The organism is Pseudanabaena sp. BC1403 (assembly GCF_002914585.1).
Taxonomy (GTDB): Bacteria; Cyanobacteriota; Cyanobacteriia; order Pseudanabaenales; family Pseudanabaenaceae; genus Pseudanabaena.
Window position 1 is genome coordinate 120,297 of the sequence record NZ_PDDM01000010.1, and the last position, 24,035, is coordinate 144,331.

Here is a 24,035-nt window from a genome sequence, read left to right on the forward strand (position 1 = left end):
GCGAAAATGCTTGTTCATCCCATTCTTAAATTAGTTGGTTGTCCCCAAAGAATTTTTTCATGGGTATAGACAACCATTCCTGGCTTTGCTCCTTTAGGCTTGAACACATATTTAGGAATCGTACAGACAACAGGAACCTGATCGCTTTGCCTAGCTCGACTGTAATAGGCGGCATAATTGGCGGCAACTTGAAGATCTTGTTCGTCTGCGATCGCACCCGCAGGTAGACGCAACAACACATGACTGCCAGAAATTTCTTGCGCGTGAAGCCAGAGATCATATTCTCCAGCGATACGAAAGGAAATCAGATCGTTTTGATAATTATTTCTACCAACCCAGACCTCAAACCCATTGGGAGTTGTGAAGCGATGACAGTCGGGGATTTCTTCTTGCTTGGTTCTATTGCTCTTGTTTTTGCCGCCTTTATTATTGGTCTTAGTCCTCGGTGCATATTCGGCGGTTACTTTGAGATAACTTTGCTGAGCTAGTTCTGCCCTAATTTCTCTTAAAGCAGGAAGTTCGCTTTGCTCTAATAAACTAACTGCGGTAGAAACCTGTTCGAGATAAGTGATTTCCTGCTGCACTGATTCAAGTAATGGGGCGATCGCAAGAGCTGCTCGTTTTTGTTTTTGATGTTTTTTATAAAAGGATTGTGCATTCTGGGCAGCATTGAGAGTGGGATCGAGAGGAATAATCACTGGTGCTTCTGAATGAAAATCAGTAAGTTTAATCTCTTTCATGCCGATTTCCCAGAGATGCAAATGCGCCATTAACAAATCTGCTTTATCTTTAAAATCATCGGCTTGAGTCGAGAGTTTGAGTCGATCAAGAAATTCATTCTCTTTAATAGTTAACTTGGTTAACTGATTTTGAATCGCTTGGCTAATCTGTTGGTGCAACTGCTGAAAGGCAACTTGTCCTGTTTGCTGGGAATAGTAGCGATCGCAGAATTCGTTAACTGATAGCAAGGGTTTTAGATCCCCCCCCCTTAACAAGGGGGGAGACTTATCTTCTTCCCCCTTGTTAAGGGGGATTGAGGGGGATCTGTCGTGACTTAGGCTAGGGGTGAGGGAATATCCCTTGCCTTCTAAGTGTGGATAGAACTGCTTTTGCTCAATAGAAGTCAGCCACATTAGCCAAGCTTGATATAGTGCCTCCCATTCAGAGCGAGTTAAATCAGCAACATTTTTATCGCCATCTAAATCTGCGATCGCTATTAGCGATCGCACTAACGAAGAACTAACACCACGATAATTGCTTAATAAATTGCGCTTAATTTCCTTTGGAATCAAGATTAAGCGATCGCGCCATGAGTCAAAAGATTCACTCAAACTGGGAATAGCTTCGAGTAATGCTGGTGGTAATTCATAGCGATCGCCTGTTTGGATCGGGCGAACTCGCGATTGTTTCTGACTAACTTGGTGCGCAGCAGTGACAATTTCACCATTGGCATTTACTAAAATTGCATTGCTGTACTTGCCCATTACCTCTAAATACAGATGCCATTGCACTTCGTCATCGGGACGTTTCGCAAATTGCAAATCAATTACACGCTCCCAAGGGCTAGTAAGTTTTACTGAGACAAGGGCAAATCCTGCAACTTGATGCAAAATTTGTTGGCTAAAAGTGAAAGTATCAGGCTGTTTTGATGGTGGCGCACTGAGATGCAATCTAGCTGCTTGCGGATGCCAAGATAACAAGAGCCATTGTTTTTTCTCTAAAGTTCGTAACTGTAAATGAATCGTGTGGCGATCGCTTTGATGTACCTGCTCTAACCTCGCAGGCACACAAGCTATGTTTAGCTCATGGGTCAAAGCTACAAGTGTTGTTAGATCGGCAGGTTGCATCGTTGTAATCTCATGTATGCATAAAAAAGAGTGGGCGCTTTGCGTCCACTCTTTGCTCATAACAAAGGGGGCGCTTTGCGTCCCTTTTGTTGATGTGATTATTTGTCAGGATCAATACGGGGGCGGATTTGTTCGGCTTCAGGGCAATCATCAGACACCAACAGATCGTGCGATGCTATTCCTGTTTTGGTGAACGAAGATAGTCTTTGCGTTACAGCACCAATGCTCTCTAATCTGACCATTTCTTCCCAAGAGCAAACCTCGTCTTCATCTTCAGTCTCGTAACGAATTGTTACCACGTCTCCTTCAATATCCAATATCTTGGCTCTTTCTAGCCAACGTCCCTGATCCCTCAGGTAAATCCAAACATCGCTCTTGGCTTCACAAAGTTGATATATTTTGCGATGTAGCATTCGCTTATGTCCTCAGGGTTACATAATTTTTAAGGTTAGAGCATACCTCAATAAGGTAAAAAACTAACCATTATCATTGTAAACGACTACATAAGCATTTGAATCTTTTTAAACTACAATTAATCGCTTCCAACTGAAAGAATAGGTATTGTAAAGTGAATAATTAGTGGTGTAAGACTTCGCGCACACCACTAATTATTCACTGGGAAGGAAATATGAATAAAAATTTAGTTAAACTCAGCAAATTTGTTAGCCTTGTCTTACGACATCAGCCTGAGGTAATTGGTCTAAAACTTGATGAAAATGGTTGGGCAGATGTCGATCGCTTCATTGAACTAGCAAAAAAAAATGGCACAGATATCTCTAAAAGTGTTTTAGAGGAAATAGTTGAAACAAATAATAAAAAACGATTTTCGTTTAATGCTGAAAAGTCTAAGATTCGAGCTAATCAAGGACATTCTATTGATATTGAGTTAGGTTTAACGCCAAAGCAACCTCCTGAAAAGCTATTTCACGGTACGGCAACAAGATTTATTGAGTCAATAAGGCAACAAGGGTTGGTCGCAGGAAACCGACAACATGTGCATATGTCAAGTGATGAAACTACTGCTTTTAATGTCGGTCAGAGACATGGAAAACCAGTAGTTTTAAAAATTGATACATCGACAATGCTGCAAGATGGATTTGTATTCTTTTGCTCAGAAAATTTAGTATGGCTAACGGATTTTGTCCCACCACAATATCTTGAATTTCCCATTGAATAATTGTAGTGAGTGGCTTTGCCGCTCACTACAATTATTGCTTAACGCTGCTCTTTGAATTGAATAACCACACGACGATTAAACGCATTATCCTTTGCCGTAATTTCTTTCCGTAGGGGTTGCAGCCACGATAAAGCTTCAAACGTAACTTTGTAATTACCATCCAAGCCGCGATCGCGCAGTAATCTCACTACCTCATTTGCTCTTGCTTGTGAGAGGTCAAGATTATAGTCATAGTCTCCCATCTTGTCTGTGTGACCAATGACTTGAATGATTCCTCTTTTCCCTTGGATTTTTGTCCAGAAATTCTCAATTTTGGTTTCTTCGCCAGATATAAGTTGCGATTCATCAGATGGGAAAAAAACTACTATTTCTGCGTCTGGATTCGTAATTGGCAAAATTGATTTATTAATACTGCGATCGCTAGTTTTATTCAGGGTCGAGGAATTTGGATCGTTTGTAAGTGCTATGTTGCGATCGGATTTCGCAGTATTTTGGGAATTATTTAAATCGTCAGCACCAGCATTTTTAGGAGGCTTATCTTTATTTGTTTTTGTCGAGGTGTTGATAGAACTATAGTCCTGAACGTCTGTCTGAGTAACAGATGAGGCTTGCGTATCCACTTTTGGTCTGGGAACAATACCGTACTTCACTAGAGTCGCAAGAGCCATATCTCCAGTTAGTTTTTGAGGATTAGCGATCGCAATTATGTTGGATTTATTTGCAGACGCATTGCTGGAAATATCTCCAGCTAATTTCTTAGGAGTATCGCCAGAGACTTTGCCAGCAATACTCCCATGCTTCTGAGGATTGTTACTAGATGACTTATCCAGTGATTTGTCGGAATTATTGACTGATGGCTTGTCAGCAATATCATTCAGCTTATTATTAGTTTCATCCTTGGCTGCTGGATTGTTTTTTAGATTGGTGGCTGGATTGCTCGCTGCGCGAGAATTCTGGGGATTAGATTGAGTCGAACTATCTAGTAAGTTATTGTTGGCTTTATTTGTTGAATCTGTCTTCGACTCAATTACGGATTCTTCAATCACCCTAGGTACTGCTTGATTTTGCAATTTCCTATTATCTGATCGCTGGATTAAAATGCCAAAGGCGATCGCTGTCCCAATAAAAGCCGCTCCGATCAACAAAGCCGCTAATATTTTCCAAAGGCTGCTTGGTTGGTTCATCTGATTGCTAGCGATTTCCTGATCTACCTGCTCCTCCACTATGGCAACAGCCTGATCGCTTTCCTGAGCCTGAGTCTCAAAATCGAATAGTTTTTTCTTGGCTAAAGGGGCGATCGCCATAGCAGTACCTAAAATCACAGCTTGACGAATGCGTTGATTGCCTACCTCTAACTCAAACCATTGCGAATCATCGCGCATTAAAAAATCAACTTTGGCAGGTAAACCATTGGTATAGGATTTGACGCAATTTCCTTGATCATCGTAAATAGCGCCGCTATCAGCAATAACTTGATGTTCATTAACCACTTCCGCAAAAATTTGCGAGAGACTAGTCATTTCATTCGCTATTTTGTAATCCCAAATATCAATATCTAAGCCAGTCTCAAAATCATCTAGCTCCTGCAACTGATAGCGATCGACATCATTACCAATCCCAATCAAAACCAATTTCAAATAGTTTCTTTTACCGACGGCAATCTCTAACGCTAGCTCTCTGGTATAGCTCTTGACCTGAGCTAAGTCATCAATTCTGCCATCGGTCAAAAATATATAAATTCCTTGTGGAGCTTGATTATATTGGTTTACGAAATGGGCGATCGCAGGTAATAGCTTGGTTGTTTTACCGAGTTGGAAAGTTGCGGGCCCTGCGATCGCTAGCTGCTGACAACTAACATGATCAAATTCACCCAATACTTGAATCTCATCGCCATTACCACAGCCCCAATAAATTAACGAGGTCTTGCCAGTCCCGTCTAAACTGCCAGCTAGATAAGCTGTAAAATCTTGAACTAATGGCTGCAAGATGTTTGCAGTATAGTTAATCTCATAGCCGCGCTCTTGGATTTCCGCAAACGCCGCCCGCTCAATCTTCCGAATCGGTTCTCCGTCCTCTAAATAAGAACGTAATCGACCTTCCTTAATATAATCAACCAACAGTTTGGGATCGACCCTTGCCTCTACTTTGCGCCCATAGGATCGTTTCATCGAGGCGCTAGCATCTAGGGCAATCCCAGTCCGCCAACCTTCAGCAAATTTTCCCTGTGGCTCCATTGCGATCGAGAATTCCACTCGACAATCGGCAATTCCAGAATTTATCCCTGACATATTCCGCCAAACATTCACCTCGCCAAACTCTGCTGCCACTAGATTAGCTGGCATTTGGTAGCTTTTTGATTCAATTTCTAATTCGTTCTTACCTTCATTTTTTATTTTATTTTTTATTTCACCATTGTCTGCACGTTCTAATTCAATAGGCTCGGAATTATTTTCATGTAGCATGGCATTCTATTTCTATTGCTGTTTAATTACCAATTCTCTCAACCCAAATAATAGTTGTCAAACCATACAAAGCAAGGTTTGACAACTATTATTTGGGATTCACTTATTTATACGAAGTCTACAACATCTTTCCATTGTTCAGATTCCGTAATCAGAGGTGCATCTAATGGGGTAGGCAAAGCTTCCGAAATGTCTTGCGTCACGTTGCCACCCGAAAACTCTAGGGTAAAAGCCGTTGAACCCGCAGGTAACTTAAAACGCATTAGTGCAGGGACACCGAAGTTATACTCTTCACAAACCGTTCCTGACTGATTGAGAATGCGTCCATAATGCGTAACAATTGTTTCTGCTGACACAAATTCCTTGAAAATCTGTTCCAAAATCTGAATATCATCAGCAACTTGATAATCCCATAGGTCAATCTCACGACCTGCGGCATCCTTCACAAAGCTGCCTTCAAACATATTGTCTAGTTCTTCTAATTGTTTTTCATCAATCTCTTTACCAACGCCGATTAACAAAAGTTTGATAAATGGTTTGGTTTGATCCGCAATCTCTAGAGCATATTTAAAGCAATATTCTTTCACATCTTCAAGATCTTCGATGGTGCCATCGGTGATGATCAGACAAATTGCCGCAGGTTGCTTGACCCCGATCGCAGGAGCATCTTGATATTTATTAATAAAATATTTTAGGGGTGGCAAGAGTTTTGTCCCAGTTCCCCAAGGAATTTTTGGACCTTTGATCGCAATTTGCTCGATCTCTTCACCGCTATAGCTGCCCAAATCTTCGATCAGTTCACCTGCTGCACCGCAAGCCCAATTGATCAAGTCAACTTTACCTGTAGCTGCAAAATTGGCAAGATACTTAACCATCACCCTTGTTACTGGTTCAACGACGTTGTGAGTAACGGCGGCACTGGCAAAAAAACTGCTGACGACACCACTGATGCCATACATCTTTTTCATCGAGGCAGAACCATCTAGGGCTAAGCCAACTCTTGCGCCTTCAATGTCTGGAACCATCAGAATAGTTGCAACGATGTCAATATCTCCATTGTTTTGGGGATAAACATTGACTTCACCAAAGGGCTGAACGACACTTTTTAACTGCATACTCGGACTCTCTGATATTTCACATCAAAATATTAACGTATATGGCTTTAACTAAGTAGGTAGACACAATTAAATATAAAATCTTAAAGCTTGCGATGCCCGCGCAGCGATTGGCAAGGGAGAGGAATCTGCATTTTAATTGAGCCGAGCCACTTAGTGATGATTTTTATACAGTAATCCTAAATAGTTTGCAAGTGAATGGTCACTCTCTTGCAAACTATTTAGGATTACTGTCAGGTGCAAAAGCTTCGATCCTCTGGTCAGTATCCGATGTCGGCACACGATGGATTTCGCTGTCAATATGTTTGACCATTAAGTGACGTTTTTCGCGGCGGAAACCTAGTTTAGTATAGAGAGCTTCGGCTGGCTCATTCCAGAAGTCTACAACTAGAGACAGCGATCGCATATTTTGAGTTTGTAGATATTCCTCGATTAGCTTAAATACTTTTTTGCCAATACCCCGACCCCGATAGTCTTCACGGATATATAACTCATCAACAAGCCCACAGCGTCCGTGATATTCCATACTAAAAAAGAATGTCAGCGCCACATATCCAATGGGGCGATCGCGATCGCAAATTAGCCAAATCACACCAAATTGTTCATCACTCAGCAAAGCAATAAATGCTTTGACTACACCTTCATCAAAAGCGATACTCTCAAATTGATAGAACTCCTGCACAAGTTCCATCAGTGGATCGATATCAATAAATTGTGCTAGGCGAAAATCAAGATTAAGTTCACTCATAGACTAGACGTTTACCTTATAGTTCAAGTTCAACTCATCCCCAGACATCCCTCGGATGCCCCAATTATAGCTTGGTGTCTCAATTAAAATGATTTCAATATCTAATGGAGCAATATCCAATTTTTCTTTTAGACGCTCAAATAATAAGCGATAGAGATTTTTCTTTGCTTCTACAGTACGTCCTGCAAACAGCAGGATCTCGATGATGATATATTTTTCAGTGCGATCGCTAGGATACTCAAAGTCTTCAGCTTGCAATGGGAAGAATCTCTGAAACTTTTTTTCTGGAGGATAGTTAAGCGCATCAACTACACAGGAATGAATGGTAGTTGATAGAGGTTCACGATTTTGCTGAATAAAATCAGCGTTTCCATAGATTTTTGTTTGGGGCATAACTTATAAAATGATATTAATTACTGATGTTACGTGGAAGTTTCTAAAACCTCACCCCTAGCCCCTCTCCTTGCAAAGGAGAGGGGAACAAGAAAAAGCTCTGGCTCCCCTTCTCCTTGCAAGGAGAAGGGGTTGGGGGATGTGGTGCATTTTTCTTTCCACGTAACATCACTTAATTACAAAAAAAGAGGGAGCGCATTGCGCTCCCTCTTTTTTTAAGAAAGCTTATGTTCCTTCTGTCCAAGAATTGAGGTAATGAACTTGCTCAGGAGTTAGAGTGTCAATGGTGATGCCCATTGCTTGTAACTTCAAGCGAGCGATTTCTTGATCGATATCCTTAGGAATTGGCACAACACCCGCAGGTAAATTGCCCTTGTTCTTAACTAAGAATTCGCAAGCAAGAGCTTGGTTAGCGAAACTCATATCCATAACGCTAGCAGGATGCCCTTCAGCAGCGGCAAGGTTCACTAGACGACCTTCCCCGATGACGATGATCGATTTGCCAGTTTTGAGTTGGTACTCTTGAGTGAAGTTGCGAACGAAGCTTGCAGATTCGCTGAGATCGTTAAGGGAAACAAGGTCAATTTCCAAATCAAAGTGACCAGAGTTAGCGACGATCGCACCATCTTTCATGGTTTCAAAATGTTCGCGACGGATGACGTGCTTATTGCCAGTAACGGTGATAAAGATATCGCCGATTTTAGCTGCTTCGTCCATGGTCATGACTCTGAATCCATCCATTGCAGCTTCGATCGCAGCTACAGGATTGATTTCAGTGACGACAACATTTGCGCCCATACCGCGTGCGCGAAGGGCAACACCCTTGCCACACCAGCCATAGCCTGCAACAACGATCACTTTGCCAGCCAACAAGATATTGGTAGCGCGGATGATACCGTCGAGGGTAGATTGGCCAGTACCGTAGCGGTTATCAAAGAAATGCTTGGTTTCTGCATCATTAACTGCGATCGCAGGGAAAGTCAGTTTGCCATCACGGAACATGGCATTGAGGCGAACTAGTCCTGTGGTGGTTTCTTCAGTAGTACCAATGATTTCAGGGATTTGATCAGCGTGATGCAATACCAAAGTGGTGGTTACGTCGCTACCGTCATCAACAATGATGTGGGGCCGGTGAGCTAGAGCCATTTCAACGTGGCGATGGTATGTAGCGTTATCTTCGCCCTTGATTGCAAATACCGAAATCCCGTGATCATAAACCAAGGATGCGGCAACATCGTCTTGCGTTGAGAGTGGGTTACTGGCGATCAAAACTGCATCTGCTCCAGCAGCTTTGAGGGCGATCGCGAGGTTAGCAGTTTCAGTGGTGACGTGGCAGCAAGCAGCGATGCGGATACCAGCAAGTGGTTTCTCAGCAGCAAAGCGATCGCGGATTTGACGCAATACGGGCATTTCGCGGCTAGCCCATTCAATGCGTTGTTTGCCTAGTGGTGCAAGGGTGATGTCCTTAATCTCGTGCTTAACGGTCACGGTTTCGGGCGCAATAGTAGTGGACATGTATGGTTGAAATTTTTACAAAATTTAACCTCATTATATGCCAAGTAAACTAAATTGTTCGTCCCATCTCGTAACTTCCAGCAATTCTCATTTTAAAAATCGGTTGTTTGAAAGCCCGCCGTTGGCGGGCTTTCAAACAACCGATTTTGGTGTTTCCAGCGCCGAAGGCGCTGGAAACGCCAAAATCGGTTTCATAATGAGAATTGTTGCGTAACTTCCAGTTATTCTCACTTTAAAAATCGGTTTTGATGAAAGTCCGCCTTTGGCGGACTTTCATCAAAACCGATTTTAGATTTTTCAGCGCCTACGGCGCTGAAAAATCTAAAATCGGTTCCATAATGAAAATTGCTAGTAACTTCAATTTATTCTCATGCCACTTCGCAAATAGATAAATCTTGATAGACAAGGTACTTATGCACCTTATCTATCAAAATTTGGCATTAACTTTTTAAGGCAAAAATTCTGTTGATGACATCTTCGACAACGCGATCTGGGGTTGATGCACCTGAAGTTACACCGACCTTAATTTTGCCTTTAGGTAACCAATTTGTGGCTTGCTCGATCGCCTTACCTAGAGGCTTATGCTCGATCGCCTCGGCAGAGAGAATTCGATGCACATCATCAATGTGATATGACTGAAGATTGCGCTCGATCGCAATTTCTTGTAAATGGGTTGTATTCGATGAATTGTAACCACCAATGACAATCATCAAATCGAGATCCTCTTCGACAATCTCAAACATTGCATCTTGCCGTTCTTGAGTCGCGTCGCAAATTGTATTAAAAGCAAGAAAATGCTCATTAAGATTTTCCACGCCATATTTTTGCATCATTGTCTTTTCAAACAATTTGCCAATCGCTTCGGTTTCTCCTTTGAGCATGGTGGTTTGATTGGCAACACCAATTCTTACCAAATCGAGGTCGGGATCGAATCCTTCTGACATTGCCTTACTGAACTTGGTTAGGAAATCTTGGCGATTGCCACCATTGAGCATGTAATTAGCAACATACTCAGCTTCTTTCATGTTCAATACGACTAGATATCGCTTGGCATAGGAACTGGTAGCGATCGTCTCTTCATGGTTGTACTTACCGTGAACAATGGAAGTAAAGTCTGCTTTTTTATGCTTCTCAACCCGATTCCATACTTTTGATACCCAAGGACAAGTCGTATCGACAATCTTGCTACCAAGGCGATCAAACAACTGAGTTTCCTGAACACTCGCTCCAAAGGCTGGCAAAATTACGACATCACCCTGACCAATGCCTGAAAAATCTTTAGTCCCATCTTCCGAAACAGGCACAAATTGAACTTCCATCTCCTTCAGCTTAGTATTAACAGAAGGATTATGAATGATTTCGTTAGTGATCCAAATTCTCTCATTAGGAAACTGCGTGCGCGTTTCGTATGCCATCGCTACGGCTCTTTCTACACCCCAACAAAAACCAAAGGATTTGGCTAAATAGATCGTAACATCGCCTTGCGTATAAACATAATCATGCTCGCGAATAGTTTGAATCAAATCACTATGATATTGCGATCGCATTGTAGATTCGGCTTCTTCACCATGTCCAAAGCTTTGACGAAAATAATTAGGGGACTTGTGCAAAGCCCTCCGCATAGCTTGAGTATCGAGGGTATTGTCCATGCGCGTAGAAAACCTAGGTAATTGTGCTGAAAGTATTATATAGCAATCTTCATAATGCTCCTACAGCAATTTTTGGGCAAAAGTACCAGAAAAAATTTTTGTCCAAAAAATCTAATTTGATTCTGACCTAGTGTTAGTTCTTAACCTTATTCCTACGCCATTCTTGAGCGATCGCAGATGACCACAACAGGAACACAATCAAAGATAATCCCGACAATGCATCAAGCCAAATTAACCCATGCATTTTTAATGACATTGGCATAATCATGGGATAGAGATAATGCCCTGGGCTAGAAACACTAGTAATGGAGTAAGCACCTAGGAATAAATATGAGATCAAGAATGAGCCTTTTGAATATAACCAATAACCGCATAGTCCAATTGGGGTCATCACGATTACAGTAGCCCAAACTCCTATAGAGGTGAACCATTCGGGACCAGGGTATTGATTCAAAAATATGGCATTATCGCTGTAGTGCAGCCAAGTGGAAACAAGATTGAATATGACGATCGCAAGAAGAGTCTGTTGATGCTGGAATGATCGATTCATGGATGACTCCTATTGATTTATGCGATTGATCCTGACATAGGTGAATTAAACTCAATTCACCCGATAGTTTCAACAAATTGCTTTCCACAATTTTTGCATAGATAACATTGTTTACCTCTACGCTGTCCATTTTTTGACAACTGCTTAGAGTAACAATGAGGACATATCATTACTTTCATTACATTATGCTGTTTATCTACAGCAGCACCGACATAAGGCTCTAAATAAGCCACTAGCAGATCTTCAATTTCCTGAGCTAGCATTTGTCGGCGTAGTAAATCTGGGTTGCGAAGTGCTGACAAAATTACAGCATTGCTGCTATGCACGCAAACCTCAGATAGCAGACTTAGCTGCAAGTCATTTAACAATGGATTTCTATGTCGCAAAATATCCGCCAGAAAGTTGATAGCCTCCTGAGTCATGCTTTCATCTATAGACTGAAAGACCTGACGGTTTGTATAAAACTGGATAAACATTACTCGTGATACAGGATGTTCAAATAGTTGCGAAATAGCTTTTACAAGCAAATTGATCATCTGCCGTAGTGGTAATGAGACTATTGCTAAAACATCTGTCTGCGACCAGAGCGCTTTGACCCTCTCCGTATGGCGTAATTCCATTGTGTTAAAAATACTTGCCTTATCGGGAAAGAATTGGTACAGAGAACCAACGGCTGTACCTGCTTTGGCGGCGATCTGATGTGTAGTTGCGGCTTCGTAACCCACCTCATCAAATACAGCAGCAGCAGCTTCTAGGATTTTTTCAACGCGATCTTTACCGCGTTTTTGGCTAGGTTGGCGGCGCAAACCGTCAGTAGATTTATTTGTTGACAAATACGAATCATCCGTCATATATTCAAAGGCGACAAATTATTCATGATTTTATAAATATTTAACTATATCAAGAGGAGATAGTCATGGCTTCTATGCTAGAAGGTGCACCTTGGTTGATTGCCCATACCTCTATGTTATCAACTAATCAGCCGCGCAAAATCTCTGTATATGGTAATGATTATGTAATGTGGAAGGATACTAAGGGCAGTATTCATGCTTTGCCGAATGCTTGTCCTCATATGGGAGCGATGTTGTCTGAGGGATGGTGTGAAGTAGAGAGTAATGGTGAAACTGCGATCGCTTGTCCGTTCCATGCCTTGCGTTTTGATGCATCGGGTTGCACAGTACTGCCTGATACTCATAAAAAAACTTTGCCACTTTTGAAACCATTAGAGCTAATAGTTCAGGGTGATTTCATCTGGACTTATGGAGGATGTGAACCAAAGGTAGAGATTCCCACCGTCTTGAATGAAATTGCCGAAACCTATAAGTTTATTGGTCATACTGGCGATCGCAGTGTCGAGACAGATTTACTGACGATGCTGCTGAACATGCATGACTATAATCACCAAAACGGAACGCATCGAGAATTGTTTCGGATTACAGAAGTTCAATTCCATCAATTTATCGATCAAGGACACTTATCTCATGCCTTTTATGATATGCCCACGGCTCCCTATAGCTTGATCGAAAAAATCAGAAAGCCAGATTTATTTCTTTTGCCAACCACGTTAAAGGCTCATTTAGAGAATCATTTTCCATCGCTAGTAATTTTTCATGGTGAAACAGATTTAGGCAAGTTGATTCAATGTCATATTTTTGTGCCAGAGGCTGAAAATCGCACGCGCACATATGTTTTGCTGTTTGGTATACCCAAGCATCCATTGTTCAAGATTTTTGGCAGTACTTTTTTGAATTTTGTTAAAGTTGTGGTTGATCAAGATGCCGATATTCTCGGCAAGATTTATCCCAATTCGCCGCAGAAGGTGAAGCTGAATAATGAGGTGGGTATGGATTGGGTAAAAAGGAATTTTGCAAGTTTTCCCAATGTAGTTGAGCCTAGTCTGTCGAAATAAGCGATCGCTTCGCAGCAGTTTCTAGTCGTTTATAATTTGGGATAAAGTGCGATCTCGGAGAAACCATAGTCAATTATAATTGTCAATCTTACGAGACAACAAAGACTTGTTAATTAGGAGGTGATGTTACGTGGAAAGAAAAATGCACCACATCCCCCAACCCCTTCTCCTTTCAAGGAGAAGGGGAGCCAGAGCTTTTTCTTGTTCCCCTCTCCTTTGCAAGGAGAGGGGCTAGGGGTGAGGTTTTAGAAACTTCCACGTAACATCAGTTAGGAGCAAACATGCTGACTAAAGAAAAGGTTTACGAACTAGCCGAACATTGGATTCAATCATGGAACTCGCATGATCTAGATGAAATCATGTCTCACTATGCTGAGGAAGTGGTTTTAGTATCGCCTATCGCCGCCCAGCTTCTTAATGATCCGTCGGGAACTGTCAATGGCAAAGCGGCACTAAGGGCTTATTTCAAAAAGGGACTTGAAGTTTATCCTGACCTCAAGTTTGAGATGATTGATATAATGTGGGGACTGTACAGTGTTGTCTTTTATTACATCAATCAAAAAGGCTCAAAGTCAGGAGAATTCATGGAAGTAGACTCAACAGAGAAAATTACAAAAGTAATCGCTAATTACAATGGATAAAGAAAGGCATAGCAATAGATATAAAAGCAATGCGAAGCAAAACTTTTAAAAAGCTTATTCTGTTCAGGTTTGAGCGCAAGGCGCTTTAAATTGCTTTAGCGATCGCAGTTCGGTGACGAGGAGTATTAGCAATGATAGTAGGAGCCTCAAAACCTGCGGCGACTAATTCGGAAGCAAGATCAAAAGAGAAGTACTGATCGAGATAGGGTTCCGTACTTTTGAGTAGAGTCAAAATATAGGGCGGCATTTTGACATAAATATCTGAATAGGGATTCATATCCATAAGTGCAAAATGACCATTGGGCCGCAAAACACGGCGAATCTCCCTTAGGATTTGGCGAGTCGCATCTTGAGGTAGTTCATGGAATAGCAGGAAACAAGATACAAAATCGAAGGAACTATCAGGTAGTCCTGTTTGTTCAGCAGTAGCATGAATCCATTTCACCTGATTGTTTTCGGCTAATTTAGAATGTTTGGTGCGCGTATTGTAATTTGCGATCGCCAAAAAATGTGGTGACAAATCCAGTCCAGTAAGCTTGGCGAGTGGATAAGCCTTGTGTAGAGCAAAAGTACTCATGCCCACGCTGCAACCGACATCAAGAATATCTTGAGGCTGAGTTGGTATCTGTTCTTTGACAATGTCTAGATAGCTCTGACGCAAACGTGTATCACCTTCAACAGGTGGTTTGTCATCGTTCCAAATACGTGAGTGGACTGCATAGGCGGCAACTTCCACTTCAGTTGCAGGCATCCAGCCCAGATTACCTTCTTCATAAGCATGAAAAGGCTTGAGATAATATTCGGGATACTTTAAGTTTGGATTTTGAACTTGGGTTAGTTCAGCTTCAAGATCTTGTTTTTGGAGATCGGCGGCAATTTGGAGCCAGTTTACGCCCATTGACTCAGCACGCTCGATCATCATTTTCCGAGCGCGTTGCTTAGCTATGTTAAATAAAGGCGTAATCGCTAAAATGCCATTTACTAATCGAGATGCTAATCCAATTTTTTGGGTAGTGGCTGAAGTAGTGACGGTCATAAGTAATTTAAAAAATGTAATTTCTAAAATCGTAGAGTAACAATCTCAGATTGTTACTCTACGATTTTACGTGACTTAATGGCGATCGCAGGATTGCCACTGTAGATTGTCATCGGTTCTAGCGATCGCGTCGCGACACTGCCTAAGCCCAAAACCGCACCCTGTCCAACTCGCACCCCTGCGGCAATAGTTGCTCGTGCTGCGATCCAACTGCCTGATTCAATATAAATTGGTGCAGTAATAAGAGCAAAATCGCGATCGCGCCAGTCGTGATTACCAGTACAGAGGTAAACCCCTTGCGAAATACAGCAATGGCTTTCGATTGTAATCAAATCAAGATTATCTAGCCAAACATCTTCCCCGATCCAAACAAAATCTTTGATCACCAAGCGCCAAGGAAATTTGACCCGCACTCCTGTTTTGATCCTCACGCCAAGTCCAATTTCTGCACCAAACCAACGCAAAACATTAACTTTTAAACATGAAAAAGGGATTAAGTAACTCCGTACCAAAACCGATCCGACAAAGTACCAAAGCAACTGTCTCGAAATAGTCGCGCCCGTTGTGTATTTACCTGTTGTGTAGCGATCAAGACGCAAAGTTACTACTCCTTATAGGTTCGTGTCTTTACTTAACTTATTCGCACTCTAGATTTTGGCTTTTTGAAACCTTTACGCAGAGCCACTCAATTTTTAGGCTTTGGTCGAGCGCGAATAATTCATGACACTAACTAAATTTTTATAATGAGAATTATTACCATGAAATAGGGCTTTTAGCACCTATTCCTCATGTATGTTAGAGTGCTGACAAAGTATTGATGATTAGTTTTCGGGCAAATTAACAATGAGAACATTAATGGTAATTGCTCATCCTGGTCATGAAATTGCAGCATATCATTTTGCATACTTATATCAACCATTAATTTATTGCTTAACAGATGGAAGCTCAGGTAATGGTAATCCTCGCCACCAGCAATGTCATTGTCAATTACTCGATGATGGTCTGCAAGGATATATAAATATTGATTCCGTCATTAAAGAGTCAGATATATACGATAGTATTCTTAATAAAGATTTCAAATTTTGGGAACACATAATTTTTTCTTTGGCAAAAGTTATAAACAATGCACAGCCTGAAATCATTGCTTTTGATGCCTACGAGGGATATAGCCCTATTCATGATCTACTTCATGCTTGTATTTTTTGTGCTAGTCAATTTTTTTGTACAGAGCATAAGCACACTCAACTTTTGGAAATCAAGCTAACTGATAACCATTATTCTTCTTCTCGGAATAGTTACATAAAGAATGGGATAAAAACTATATATGGATCTGAGCAATCAATATTAAAAAAAAATAAATATGCAGTTTTTCTTAGTAAATATATTGCAGAAATTCCTTATGACAAAGAATTATTAAAAGAACTCTCACAACTATCAGAAGAATATATTATGTCAAGCCATACGCATAATCTGAACGAATTTATGTTTTCTTCGACACCTTTTTATGAATCCCATGCTAAGGCAAAAGCTAAACAAGGAAAGTATCAAGAAGCTATTGAATTTGAGAAACATATTATGCCTTTATTAAAGCAAATAATAGCAGGTTAATTTGATAAAAAAATATGAAAATCTTGCTCACCAATATTATCATGTCTTCTCGCAGTGGGACTGAAATAGTCACTGCTGAATTGGCGGATGAGTTAAGAATTAGAGGTCACGAAATCGTCATCTATAGCCTTTCATGTGGGAAGCTTGCTGAAAGTCTTAGATTTCGTGGAATTGTAGTTGTAGATAAAATCCATGACGTTCCATTTATACCAGATGTAATTCATGGTCACCATAATGTGACCCTCGCAATCGCATTGACGCATTTTCCAAATACGCCATCAATATTTGTCTGCCATGATTTTGATGTTTGGCATGACAAAGCCTTTTTACATCCTATGATTAAAAAATATGTGGCTGTCGATAAACTATGTTTAAAAAGATTAATAATAGACAATATACCTAATGATCAATGTCTCATAATTAATAATGCAGTTAATACGAATAAATTTGTTAAGAAAGAAAAGATTAGCCCTATTCCCAAAAAGGCATTACTACTCTCAAAAAGTTCAATACAACATAATGTAATTAGCAAGGTATGTCAAATTAATGGGCTGGAGTTAGATGTTATAGGTTCTGGATTTGGCAATGAAATTGATAATCTTAATGAAGTACTAAAGGATTATGACATCGTGTTTGCTACTGCACGTATGGCTATTGAGGCAGCGTCTTGTGGTTGCTGTGTAATCGTATGCGATCATAGGGGCTTCGCTGGCATTCTAACAACATCTAATTGGACAGACTGGTATGCAGGTAATTTAGGTCGAAGTATTTTGATAGAAGATATTTCGGAAACCAATTTAACAAATGCGATTGCACAATATTCACCGAATGATGTTGCTAAATTAACTACTCAAGTCCGTTTAGATTCGGACATTAAAGAAAAAGTTGATCAATATGAGCAAATATATAAAGAAATCATCTCCTACCAAAATAGTAAAAGTAATGATAAACAAATAAATCTTAATGTTTATCAATATAATTTATCCGCTTTTTTGGAAGATTTTTTGCCGAGCTATAATCACAATAAAATATGGTTTGATGTATCAAAGAAATTTCTTAACTTAGATTCTCCTGAACTGACTATTTTAAAAAGTATGAATACTAAGTTAGATTATCTTGAACAGAGAGAAATAGAACTTGGAAAAGATACTAATTTTATTCGGAAAGAGGTAAAACATATTAAAGAAGATATTGACTTAATTCGACAAGATACTGACTTAATTCGACAAGATATTGGTTTTCTTCGACTATTGACCAATATTCTTAGAAAACCATATTCTTGGCTAAAAAAAATTTTTAATCGATAATACAATTCAATTAAGGGCTATGCGATTTTATATTCGGTACTTTATTAAATCGCATAGCCCTTATTACTAAAATTTGGTAAGAGCCAAAATGCGAGTCAAAACTGAGAATGAAGTTCTATTTATCTTCATATAGAGAGGATGTGCCGAAGTATAATAAGCAAGGCTCAATTGCGTTAGTGTGATGAATTATTCGCGCCCGACCAAAGCCTAAAAATTGAGTGGCTTTGCGTAAAGGTTGCAAAAAGCCACAATCTAGAGCGCGAATAAATAAAGACACTAACCCTACTCCTGTTAAGGTGACTAACGAGCTTGCGTGATTCCAGTGATATAGATTCGTAAAACATCATGTCAAAAGTCCAAGAAAATGGATTTTTTAAGGCTGAAACGACCAATCTACGTTCGACATTTTTTACCTTAAACAGGGATAGACATTCACCCTTATAGTGTTCTGCACTGAAATAAAATCCAATTTTTTGTTGAGACTGTTGCTTTGCAACGCTCTCAACAAAAATCTTAGAGTAGGGATGTTATACAATATTAGAGCTTTTTTAATGGTCGAGTTTTTTCTATGCAAGTTTGGGTATTGCTGTTTAACGCTAACACCGATAACGAAGGTATATACACTCTAGAAATTGAGGGCAACAACATTATTGTTGCTTTTGAGCAAGAGGATGATGCGATTCGTTATGCAGGTCTATTGGAGGCTCAAGATTTTTTATCTCCGACAGTTGAACGCATCGACAAGCAAGATTTAGAAGAATTTTGTGAAGAGGCACATTATGACTTAAACATCGTGCCAACCGATGCTCTGTTAGTTCCTCCCGAAAAAAATGTTGATAAAACCGATTGGTCTAGCGATCGCAATTTACCAGAGCCTGAGGATGAAATTGAGGTAGAAGATCCCGTAATTGCCATGATGCGCCGTCGTCTAGAGAATTTACTATAGTGATTTTCAATTTTTTATAGGTATTATCACGATGTCAGATTTGCCTTCCAATACTTTAACCAACGTCATTACTAAATTTGAACCACCTACTGAAGGTAATGAAAGCGATGGTTGGTTTAACTACCCCGTGCGTGTTTATCCTCATCACACTGATTATGCAGGCGTAGTGTGGCACGGTACTTACCTAACTTGGATGGAAGAGGCGAGGGTAGAATGCCTGCGAACTGTAGGTATGAGCTTCGAGGAGCTAGTCTCAGCGGGTGTAGACTTACCAGTTGCTGAGATGAATCTGCGCTATCATCGCTCGGCACGGATGGGTGATGATGTGTTAGTAATGACTAGGCTTGTACCAGATAAAGTCCGTCTGAACTGGGAATATCAAATTCGTACCGAAACAGATCTATGTGTAACAGCAGTGGTTACCCTCGTACCTGTAGATTTTGAAAAACGTAAGTTGTTGCGATCGCTACCAAGTTCATTAGAGGGTGCGATCGCTAAACTTACAGGGATTTAAGCGTTACATCATAAAAGTAGGGGCAATTCATGAATTGCCCCTACTTTGTAACTAATTCGCCAACAAAATATCAACTGAAGGAACTCAAGCAAATCATGGCAAATTGGCAAGTAATTGCAGGCGGTGTGACCGCAGCAAAGGGCTATAAAGCAGCAGGGATTACGGCAGGACTAAAACCATCGGGCGCACCTGACCTAACTTTGATCGCCTCCGATGTTCCTGCGATCGCCGCAGGTGTGTTTACCAAATCCTGTGTCAGAGCTGCCTGTGTGGACTTTAACCGCGAAGTATTAGCAAATGGCGGCTACGTTAGCACGATCCTTTGCAATGCGGGTCAAGCCAATGCCAGTACGGGTGCAGAGGGATGGCGCAATGCCGTTGAATGTGCCGAACTTGTAAAAAAAGCTTTGAATACAGCAGACGGTGTTTTGGTGGCTTCTACTGGTGTCATTGGTAAACAGTTGCTGATGGACAAGATGCGGGCAGGCATTGCCAAAATTGCGCCATTAATTTCGCCCGATGGTGGTGAAGATGCTTCGCGATCAATTATGACCACTGACACTGTGCCCAAAAGTATTGCCTTAGAAACCGAGATCAATGGTAAGCCCGTCAGAATTGGCGGCATCTGCAAAGGGTCAGGGATGATTCACCCCAATATGGCGACGATGCTCGGCTTTATTACCTGCGACGCGGGTGTAGGGCCAAAGCTTTGGCAAAAGATGTTGTCTAGCTCTATCGATGCCAGTTTCAACCAAGTTACTGTCGATGGTGATACCAGCACCAATGATATGGTGTTGGCACTCTGCAATGGTCAGTCTGGCGTAACTGTTGATGATGAAAATTCTGATGCAGCACAGCAACTACAGGCAATGCTCAAAGAAGTCTGTATGAGCTTAGCTAAGGCGATCGCTCGTGATGGTGAAGGCGCAACCTGCATGATCGAGGTCAATGTCACTGGCGCATCTAACATCGAGGCTGCACGTCAAATCGCCAAAACCATTGTCGGCTCATCGCTTGTAAAATCCGCAATTTTTGGCAACGATCCCAACTGGGGCAGAATTGCTGCCGCCGCAGGGCGATCGGGCGTTGAGTTCAATCAAGATCTGTTAAATATTGAACTGGGTGATTTTGTGATGATGAAAGATGGATCACCGCAGGAATATGATCGCAAGGCAGCTAGTGACTACCTCAAAAATGACACCGTTATCATCAATGTTGGTGTCGGTGATGGTAGTGGCGATGGCACTGCATGGGGCTGTGACCTCAGCTACGATTACGTCAAGATCAATGCTGAATATACAACATAAAGAAAGGTTACAGAGCGAAGCCCCGCAATGGGTTTTATATTCTTGTTTGTTCGTTTGATGTATAGCTACAGTCATACCAAAACACAAAATGGCGTAGCCATTTTGTGTTTTTAAAACCCTTACAGGGTTTGGTTTTTAATTCACAAAAGTGTCGTCACACTTTTGTGAATTGGTATCACTTGTCTTTTGACAAATCAAAACCCAAGAATCGACTGGCGGCGCTCTGCGCCGCCAGTCGATTCTTGGGTTTTATGTCCTAGTACATCGCCAGCTATGAGTTATACCAAAAGACAAAATGGCTACGCCACTTTGTCTTTTGGTATTAATTTTGTGAGGCGATTAACCTTTAGTGGCTATACGATCGTCAAATACAAAACATTCACCTTGCCAGAGACTTTCTTCGGGAGGAACTTCTGCTAAATATTTGAGAATGCCACCTTTTAAATGGTAAACCTCATTAAATCCCTGAGCCAACATATAAGCGCTAGCCTTTTCGCAACGGATGCCGCCTGTGCAGAACATCGCAATTTTTTGTTGCTTATTACTACTGAGATTATTTTCTACATATTTAGGGAACTCATAGAAGAAGTCTAAATTAGGATTGATCGCACCTTCAAAAGTTCCAAACTCGACTTCATAAATATTGCGAGTATCAATGACTAACACATTAGGATCGCTAATTAACTGATTCCAATCTTGAGGATCTACATAGGTTCCCACTTCTTTACTAGGATCAATATCAGAAACTCCAAACTTTACAAGTTCTTTTTTTATCCTTACCCTCAGCTTGTTGTAAGGCATGACATCAGAAGTAGTTTCCTTATGTTCCAAATTTTGTAAGCGGAGATCAGATTGTAAGTAACTTAAGAGAGCGTCAATACCTTCGCGACTACCTGCGATCGTTGAGTTAATACCTTCCTGTGCTAACAGAATTACCCCTTTGAGGTCGTGACTATTACAAAAATCCGTAATTGTAGGACGCATGGATTTGTAATCAGCTAGATCGGCAAAATGATAGAATGTAGCTACAACAAAAGGCTCAGATTTCTCTAAATACTTTACAAGAGACTTTTCCATTACAAAATTAGTGAGTTTTTCGCCACGACAAGTTACTTGCTGCTCTTTGACCACAGTAAATCCGCGACTTTTAAAAAATGCCCTTGCAGTAATACTTACTTCCACAAATAAACGTTCTATTTTTAATTCTAGAGCCTTAGCCTCGATCGCACGATATAGCCTTGTGCCAACGCCGCAGCGCTGATAGTCCTTATGACAGTAGAAACAGTCAATATGACCATCTGTTTCTAATTGAGCAAAACCAATGATTTTGTCTTCTTCTTCAGCAATGTAAGTAAAGTTGCTAGTACAATCTTCTGTCCAGTCGATGAAATATAAATCATCAGGTGCCCAAGCTTGAACCTGTGCAGATGAATAGTCTCGAATATTTACCTCGCGAATCGTGTCGTGGAATAACTGCGCGATCTGATCGCTGTCCTGTTTTTGGAATAATCGAATTAGCATAGTTTAATCTCAAATGAAGGATAGGCGGTGCATAGCGCCGCCCATCTTAATACAATAATACCAATTCACATAAAGTGTCGGCACACTTTTGTGAATTAAAAACCAAACCCAGTAAGGGTTTGAAAAGCACAAAATGTCGTAGCCATTTTGTGCTTTGGGATAATGCGATCGCAGGCTGTTTATTTGCCAATACAAAATCTACTAAAAATTTGATCTAAAACTGATTCTGTAACTTCTTCACCTGTGATCTCACCGATCGCACTAATGGCATCTCGTAAATCAATTGTCCAGAAATCAAGTGGTAACTGATCGGCGATCGCAATTTGGACATTAGCTAAAGATTGGACGACACGCAATAAACAAGCTTTTTGACGCTGATTAATGGCAACTTCGAGATTAGCTGCTGCGATCGCATCTTGGTGAATACATTGCAAAATTGCTGCTTCTAGATCTTCGATTCCCTGTTGCTGAGAAGCAGCAGTTTTGACAATAAGGATGCCCTCACTCCCCATCCCTCTCTCCCGCAGGAGAGGGGGCGTAAGAATTTGGTCTTGCTCCTCTCTCCCCTTGGGAGAGGAGATGGGGGTGAGGGCAAGATCAATCTTATTAACCACAAAAATGACAGGGCGATCACATACAGTTGCATATATTTCCGCATCCTTCTCAATCCAGCCCACACTAGCATCAATTACCATCAACACTAAATCCGCAGACTGAGCAGCTTGGCGCGATCGCTCCACCCCGATCTTCTCCACCACATCCTCAGTTTCTCTAATCCCTGCGGTATCGAGAACTTGAATAGGAATCCCGCCAACTACCAATTGTGAATCGACAACATCACGAGTTGTCCCTGGTAAGTCGGTAACAATCGCCCGATCACTACGGCTCCACGCATTCAGTAAACTGGATTTGCCAACATTTGGACGGCCGACAATCGCCACTTTCAGACCCGTTCGCAATAGTTCACCGCGATCGGCGGTTGCTAGTATCTGTTGTGATTCTGTAGAAACTGTCATAACTTCTGTTTTGACCCATTCCACATCAAGGGGCGGTAAATCATCTTCAAAATCAATTCTTGCTTCAATTTCAGTTAAGACATTCAAGCATTTACCGCGCAAATATTTTAAAGACTGAGCAAGTTTGCCACGGAGAGAGGCGATCGCTGATTGAGCAGCTTGGGGAGATTTAGCGCCAACCAAATCATTAATACTCTCAGCTTGGGTAAGATCGATGCGACCATTAAGAAAAGCTCTCAGACTGAATTCTCCAGCTTCTGCTAGTCTTGCACCCAGCTCTAAGCAAAGATTTAACACCTGCTGCACCGCCATAATTCCACCGTGGCAATGGAATTCCACGACATCCTCCCGAGTAAAAGAACGTGGCGCTTTCATTAATAACAAAAGGCTTTCATCAACAATGGTTCTCGTCGATGGATGCTTCACAAAGCCGTAGAGAATGCGATGACTTTCCCAAACTTGTTTCCCCCCCGCACAAAAAATTTGCTGCGCGATCGCCACAGCTCGATCACCCGATAATCTTACAATACCCACACTACCCTTTTGTGGCGAAATAGCGGTGGCAATTGCCGCGATCGTATCCGATAAACTCATGGGGGACTCTCAAAAACTGATAAATGATTTACGATTATTTCGTAGGCAGTACTGCAAGGTAATTTTTGGGGACATTGTGTTGCGTCCGCAATACAATGTCATTGCATGACTACCATTTTGTGATTGATATAGAAAAAGATAAAATTGCTGATGATAATTAAAGACGATAATTACAAATTA

22 protein-coding genes are annotated in these 24,035 nt (G+C 41.1%); 8 read left to right on the forward strand and 14 right to left on the reverse strand.

Features of this window, described 5'->3' with window-relative positions; genetic code table 11:
• Positions 1–14: 14 nt before the first annotated feature.
• Together CQ839_RS11160 and CQ839_RS11165 are read right to left on the reverse strand one after the other, a co-directional pair.
• Positions 15–1,847 (reverse strand): NFACT family protein, encoded by a 1,833-nt coding sequence (locus CQ839_RS11160; protein ID WP_103668397.1) that lies wholly within the window; start codon positions 1,845–1,847, stop codon positions 15–17.
• A 98-nt stretch (positions 1,848–1,945) separates the two neighbouring features.
• On the reverse strand, positions 1,946–2,260 hold the full coding sequence (locus CQ839_RS11165) for a DUF6679 family protein (protein ID WP_103668357.1): 315 nt from the start codon (positions 2,258–2,260) through the stop codon (positions 1,946–1,948).
• Between the two features lie 215 nt (positions 2,261–2,475).
• Here CQ839_RS11165 and CQ839_RS11170 point away from each other — a divergent pair, with 215 nt between their 5' ends.
• Entirely contained in the window at positions 2,476–3,024 is a 549-nt protein-coding gene (locus tag CQ839_RS11170; RefSeq protein ID WP_103668358.1) for an RNA 2'-phosphotransferase, read from the forward strand.
• A 38-nt stretch (positions 3,025–3,062) separates the two neighbouring features.
• Here the strand turns inward: CQ839_RS11170 and CQ839_RS11175 are convergent, their stop codons facing one another.
• From CQ839_RS11175 to CQ839_RS11210, 8 genes are all read right to left on the reverse strand, one after another.
• A complete protein-coding gene (locus CQ839_RS11175; protein WP_103668359.1) occupies positions 3,063–5,486 on the reverse strand; it encodes an OmpA family protein in 2,424 nt (807 codons plus the stop codon).
• A 107-nt stretch (positions 5,487–5,593) separates the two neighbouring features.
• Positions 5,594–6,601, reverse strand: a complete 1,008-nt coding sequence (locus CQ839_RS11180; protein WP_103668360.1) for a VWA domain-containing protein — start codon at positions 6,599–6,601, stop codon at positions 5,594–5,596.
• Positions 6,602–6,818: 217 nt separating this feature from the next.
• On the reverse strand, positions 6,819–7,349 hold the full coding sequence (locus tag CQ839_RS11185) for a GNAT family N-acetyltransferase (protein ID WP_103668361.1): 531 nt from the start codon (positions 7,347–7,349) through the stop codon (positions 6,819–6,821).
• A gap of 3 nt (positions 7,350–7,352) precedes the next feature.
• On the reverse strand, positions 7,353–7,742 hold the full coding sequence (locus CQ839_RS11190) for a tautomerase family protein (protein WP_103668362.1): 390 nt from the start codon (positions 7,740–7,742) through the stop codon (positions 7,353–7,355).
• A 225-nt stretch (positions 7,743–7,967) separates the two neighbouring features.
• Positions 7,968–9,257 carry an adenosylhomocysteinase gene (gene ahcY, locus CQ839_RS11195; RefSeq protein ID WP_103668363.1) on the reverse strand — a complete coding sequence of 430 codons (1,290 nt, stop codon included), beginning with the start codon at positions 9,255–9,257 and terminating at the stop codon, positions 7,968–7,970.
• A 440-nt stretch (positions 9,258–9,697) separates the two neighbouring features.
• Positions 9,698–10,906 carry a 4-hydroxy-3-methylbut-2-enyl diphosphate reductase gene (locus CQ839_RS11200; protein ID WP_103668364.1) on the reverse strand — a complete coding sequence of 403 codons (1,209 nt, stop codon included), beginning with the start codon at positions 10,904–10,906 and terminating at the stop codon, positions 9,698–9,700.
• Positions 10,907–11,039: 133 nt separating this feature from the next.
• Positions 11,040–11,456: a hypothetical protein gene (locus tag CQ839_RS11205; protein ID WP_103668365.1), complete on the reverse strand. Its 417-nt coding sequence runs from the start codon at positions 11,454–11,456 to the stop codon at positions 11,040–11,042.
• 56 nt (positions 11,457–11,512) lie between these two features.
• Entirely contained in the window at positions 11,513–12,307 is a 795-nt protein-coding gene (locus tag CQ839_RS11210) for a TetR/AcrR family transcriptional regulator (protein WP_103668366.1), read from the reverse strand.
• 65 nt (positions 12,308–12,372) lie between these two features.
• Between CQ839_RS11210 and CQ839_RS11215 the strand changes: the two genes are divergently transcribed.
• Together CQ839_RS11215 and CQ839_RS11220 are read left to right on the forward strand one after the other, a co-directional pair.
• A complete protein-coding gene (locus CQ839_RS11215; RefSeq protein WP_103668367.1) occupies positions 12,373–13,365 on the forward strand; it encodes a Rieske 2Fe-2S domain-containing protein in 993 nt (330 codons plus the stop codon).
• A gap of 281 nt (positions 13,366–13,646) precedes the next feature.
• Positions 13,647–14,006 (forward strand): nuclear transport factor 2 family protein, encoded by a 360-nt coding sequence (locus CQ839_RS11220; protein WP_103668368.1) that lies wholly within the window; start codon positions 13,647–13,649, stop codon positions 14,004–14,006.
• A gap of 85 nt (positions 14,007–14,091) precedes the next feature.
• Here the strand turns inward: CQ839_RS11220 and CQ839_RS11225 are convergent, their stop codons facing one another.
• Both CQ839_RS11225 and CQ839_RS11230 read right to left on the reverse strand, forming a co-directional pair.
• The gene (locus tag CQ839_RS11225) at positions 14,092–15,042 is read right to left on the reverse strand and encodes a class I SAM-dependent methyltransferase (protein ID WP_103668369.1); all 951 of its coding nucleotides are present in this window, start codon (positions 15,040–15,042) and stop codon (positions 14,092–14,094) included.
• A 53-nt stretch (positions 15,043–15,095) separates the two neighbouring features.
• Positions 15,096–15,641: a WcaF family extracellular polysaccharide biosynthesis acetyltransferase gene (locus CQ839_RS11230; RefSeq protein ID WP_103668370.1), complete on the reverse strand. Its 546-nt coding sequence runs from the start codon at positions 15,639–15,641 to the stop codon at positions 15,096–15,098.
• Between the two features lie 256 nt (positions 15,642–15,897).
• On the opposite strand from CQ839_RS11230, the gene CQ839_RS11235 reads away from it, so the two are divergent.
• The 5 genes from CQ839_RS11235 to argJ all read left to right on the forward strand — a co-directional run bounded on the left by CQ839_RS11235 (position 15,898) and on the right by argJ (position 20,724).
• Positions 15,898–16,650, forward strand: a complete 753-nt coding sequence (locus CQ839_RS11235) for a hypothetical protein (RefSeq protein WP_103668371.1) — start codon at positions 15,898–15,900, stop codon at positions 16,648–16,650.
• A 41-nt stretch (positions 16,651–16,691) separates the two neighbouring features.
• A complete protein-coding gene (locus CQ839_RS11240) occupies positions 16,692–17,957 on the forward strand; it encodes a hypothetical protein (RefSeq protein ID WP_181016176.1) in 1,266 nt (421 codons plus the stop codon).
• A 568-nt stretch (positions 17,958–18,525) separates the two neighbouring features.
• Positions 18,526–18,903: a DUF3110 domain-containing protein gene (locus CQ839_RS11245; protein WP_103668373.1), complete on the forward strand. Its 378-nt coding sequence runs from the start codon at positions 18,526–18,528 to the stop codon at positions 18,901–18,903.
• Positions 18,904–18,934: 31 nt separating this feature from the next.
• Positions 18,935–19,417: a thioesterase family protein gene (locus CQ839_RS11250; RefSeq protein ID WP_103668374.1), complete on the forward strand. Its 483-nt coding sequence runs from the start codon at positions 18,935–18,937 to the stop codon at positions 19,415–19,417.
• Between the two features lie 95 nt (positions 19,418–19,512).
• Positions 19,513–20,724, forward strand: a complete 1,212-nt coding sequence (gene argJ, locus CQ839_RS11255) for a bifunctional ornithine acetyltransferase/N-acetylglutamate synthase (RefSeq protein WP_103668398.1) — start codon at positions 19,513–19,515, stop codon at positions 20,722–20,724.
• A 339-nt stretch (positions 20,725–21,063) separates the two neighbouring features.
• On the opposite strand, the gene CQ839_RS25690 is transcribed toward argJ, so the two are convergent.
• A complete protein-coding gene (locus tag CQ839_RS25690) occupies positions 21,064–22,245 on the reverse strand; it encodes a rhodanese-related sulfurtransferase (RefSeq protein ID WP_103668375.1) in 1,182 nt (393 codons plus the stop codon).
• A gap of 179 nt (positions 22,246–22,424) precedes the next feature.
• Positions 22,425–23,855 carry a tRNA uridine-5-carboxymethylaminomethyl(34) synthesis GTPase MnmE gene (gene mnmE / locus CQ839_RS11265; RefSeq protein ID WP_103668376.1) on the reverse strand — a complete coding sequence of 477 codons (1,431 nt, stop codon included), beginning with the start codon at positions 23,853–23,855 and terminating at the stop codon, positions 22,425–22,427.
• Positions 23,856–24,035: the final 180 nt, after the last annotated feature.

What these genes read in the sequence shown, in the direction of transcription:
- CQ839_RS11160 (WP_103668397.1), bottom strand. Translation starts at nt 1,847, where the DNA reads ATGCAACCTGCCGATCTAACAACACTTGTAGCTTTGACCCATGAGCTA.
- CQ839_RS11165 (WP_103668357.1), bottom strand. Translation starts at nt 2,260, where the DNA reads ATGCTACATCGCAAAATATATCAACTTTGTGAAGCCAAGAGCGATGTT.
- CQ839_RS11170 (WP_103668358.1), top strand. Translation starts at nt 2,476, where the DNA reads ATGAATAAAAATTTAGTTAAACTCAGCAAATTTGTTAGCCTTGTCTTA.
- CQ839_RS11175 (WP_103668359.1), bottom strand. Translation starts at nt 5,486, where the DNA reads ATGCTACATGAAAATAATTCCGAGCCTATTGAATTAGAACGTGCAGAC.
- CQ839_RS11180 (WP_103668360.1), bottom strand. Translation starts at nt 6,601, where the DNA reads ATGCAGTTAAAAAGTGTCGTTCAGCCCTTTGGTGAAGTCAATGTTTAT.
- CQ839_RS11185 (WP_103668361.1), bottom strand. Translation starts at nt 7,349, where the DNA reads ATGAGTGAACTTAATCTTGATTTTCGCCTAGCACAATTTATTGATATC.
- CQ839_RS11190 (WP_103668362.1), bottom strand. Translation starts at nt 7,742, where the DNA reads ATGCCCCAAACAAAAATCTATGGAAACGCTGATTTTATTCAGCAAAAT.
- ahcY (WP_103668363.1), bottom strand. Translation starts at nt 9,257, where the DNA reads ATGTCCACTACTATTGCGCCCGAAACCGTGACCGTTAAGCACGAGATT.
- CQ839_RS11200 (WP_103668364.1), bottom strand. Translation starts at nt 10,906, where the DNA reads ATGGACAATACCCTCGATACTCAAGCTATGCGGAGGGCTTTGCACAAG.
- CQ839_RS11205 (WP_103668365.1), bottom strand. Translation starts at nt 11,456, where the DNA reads ATGAATCGATCATTCCAGCATCAACAGACTCTTCTTGCGATCGTCATA.
- CQ839_RS11210 (WP_103668366.1), bottom strand. Translation starts at nt 12,307, where the DNA reads ATGACGGATGATTCGTATTTGTCAACAAATAAATCTACTGACGGTTTG.
- CQ839_RS11215 (WP_103668367.1), top strand. Translation starts at nt 12,373, where the DNA reads ATGGCTTCTATGCTAGAAGGTGCACCTTGGTTGATTGCCCATACCTCT.
- CQ839_RS11220 (WP_103668368.1), top strand. Translation starts at nt 13,647, where the DNA reads ATGCTGACTAAAGAAAAGGTTTACGAACTAGCCGAACATTGGATTCAA.
- CQ839_RS11225 (WP_103668369.1), bottom strand. Translation starts at nt 15,042, where the DNA reads ATGACCGTCACTACTTCAGCCACTACCCAAAAAATTGGATTAGCATCT.
- CQ839_RS11235 (WP_103668371.1), top strand. Translation starts at nt 15,898, where the DNA reads ATGGTAATTGCTCATCCTGGTCATGAAATTGCAGCATATCATTTTGCA.
- CQ839_RS11240 (WP_181016176.1), top strand. Translation starts at nt 16,692, where the DNA reads ATGTCTTCTCGCAGTGGGACTGAAATAGTCACTGCTGAATTGGCGGAT.
- CQ839_RS11245 (WP_103668373.1), top strand. Translation starts at nt 18,526, where the DNA reads ATGCAAGTTTGGGTATTGCTGTTTAACGCTAACACCGATAACGAAGGT.
- CQ839_RS11250 (WP_103668374.1), top strand. Translation starts at nt 18,935, where the DNA reads ATGTCAGATTTGCCTTCCAATACTTTAACCAACGTCATTACTAAATTT.
- argJ (WP_103668398.1), top strand. Translation starts at nt 19,513, where the DNA reads ATGGCAAATTGGCAAGTAATTGCAGGCGGTGTGACCGCAGCAAAGGGC.
- CQ839_RS25690 (WP_103668375.1), bottom strand. Translation starts at nt 22,245, where the DNA reads ATGCTAATTCGATTATTCCAAAAACAGGACAGCGATCAGATCGCGCAG.
- mnmE (WP_103668376.1), bottom strand. Translation starts at nt 23,855, where the DNA reads ATGAGTTTATCGGATACGATCGCGGCAATTGCCACCGCTATTTCGCCA.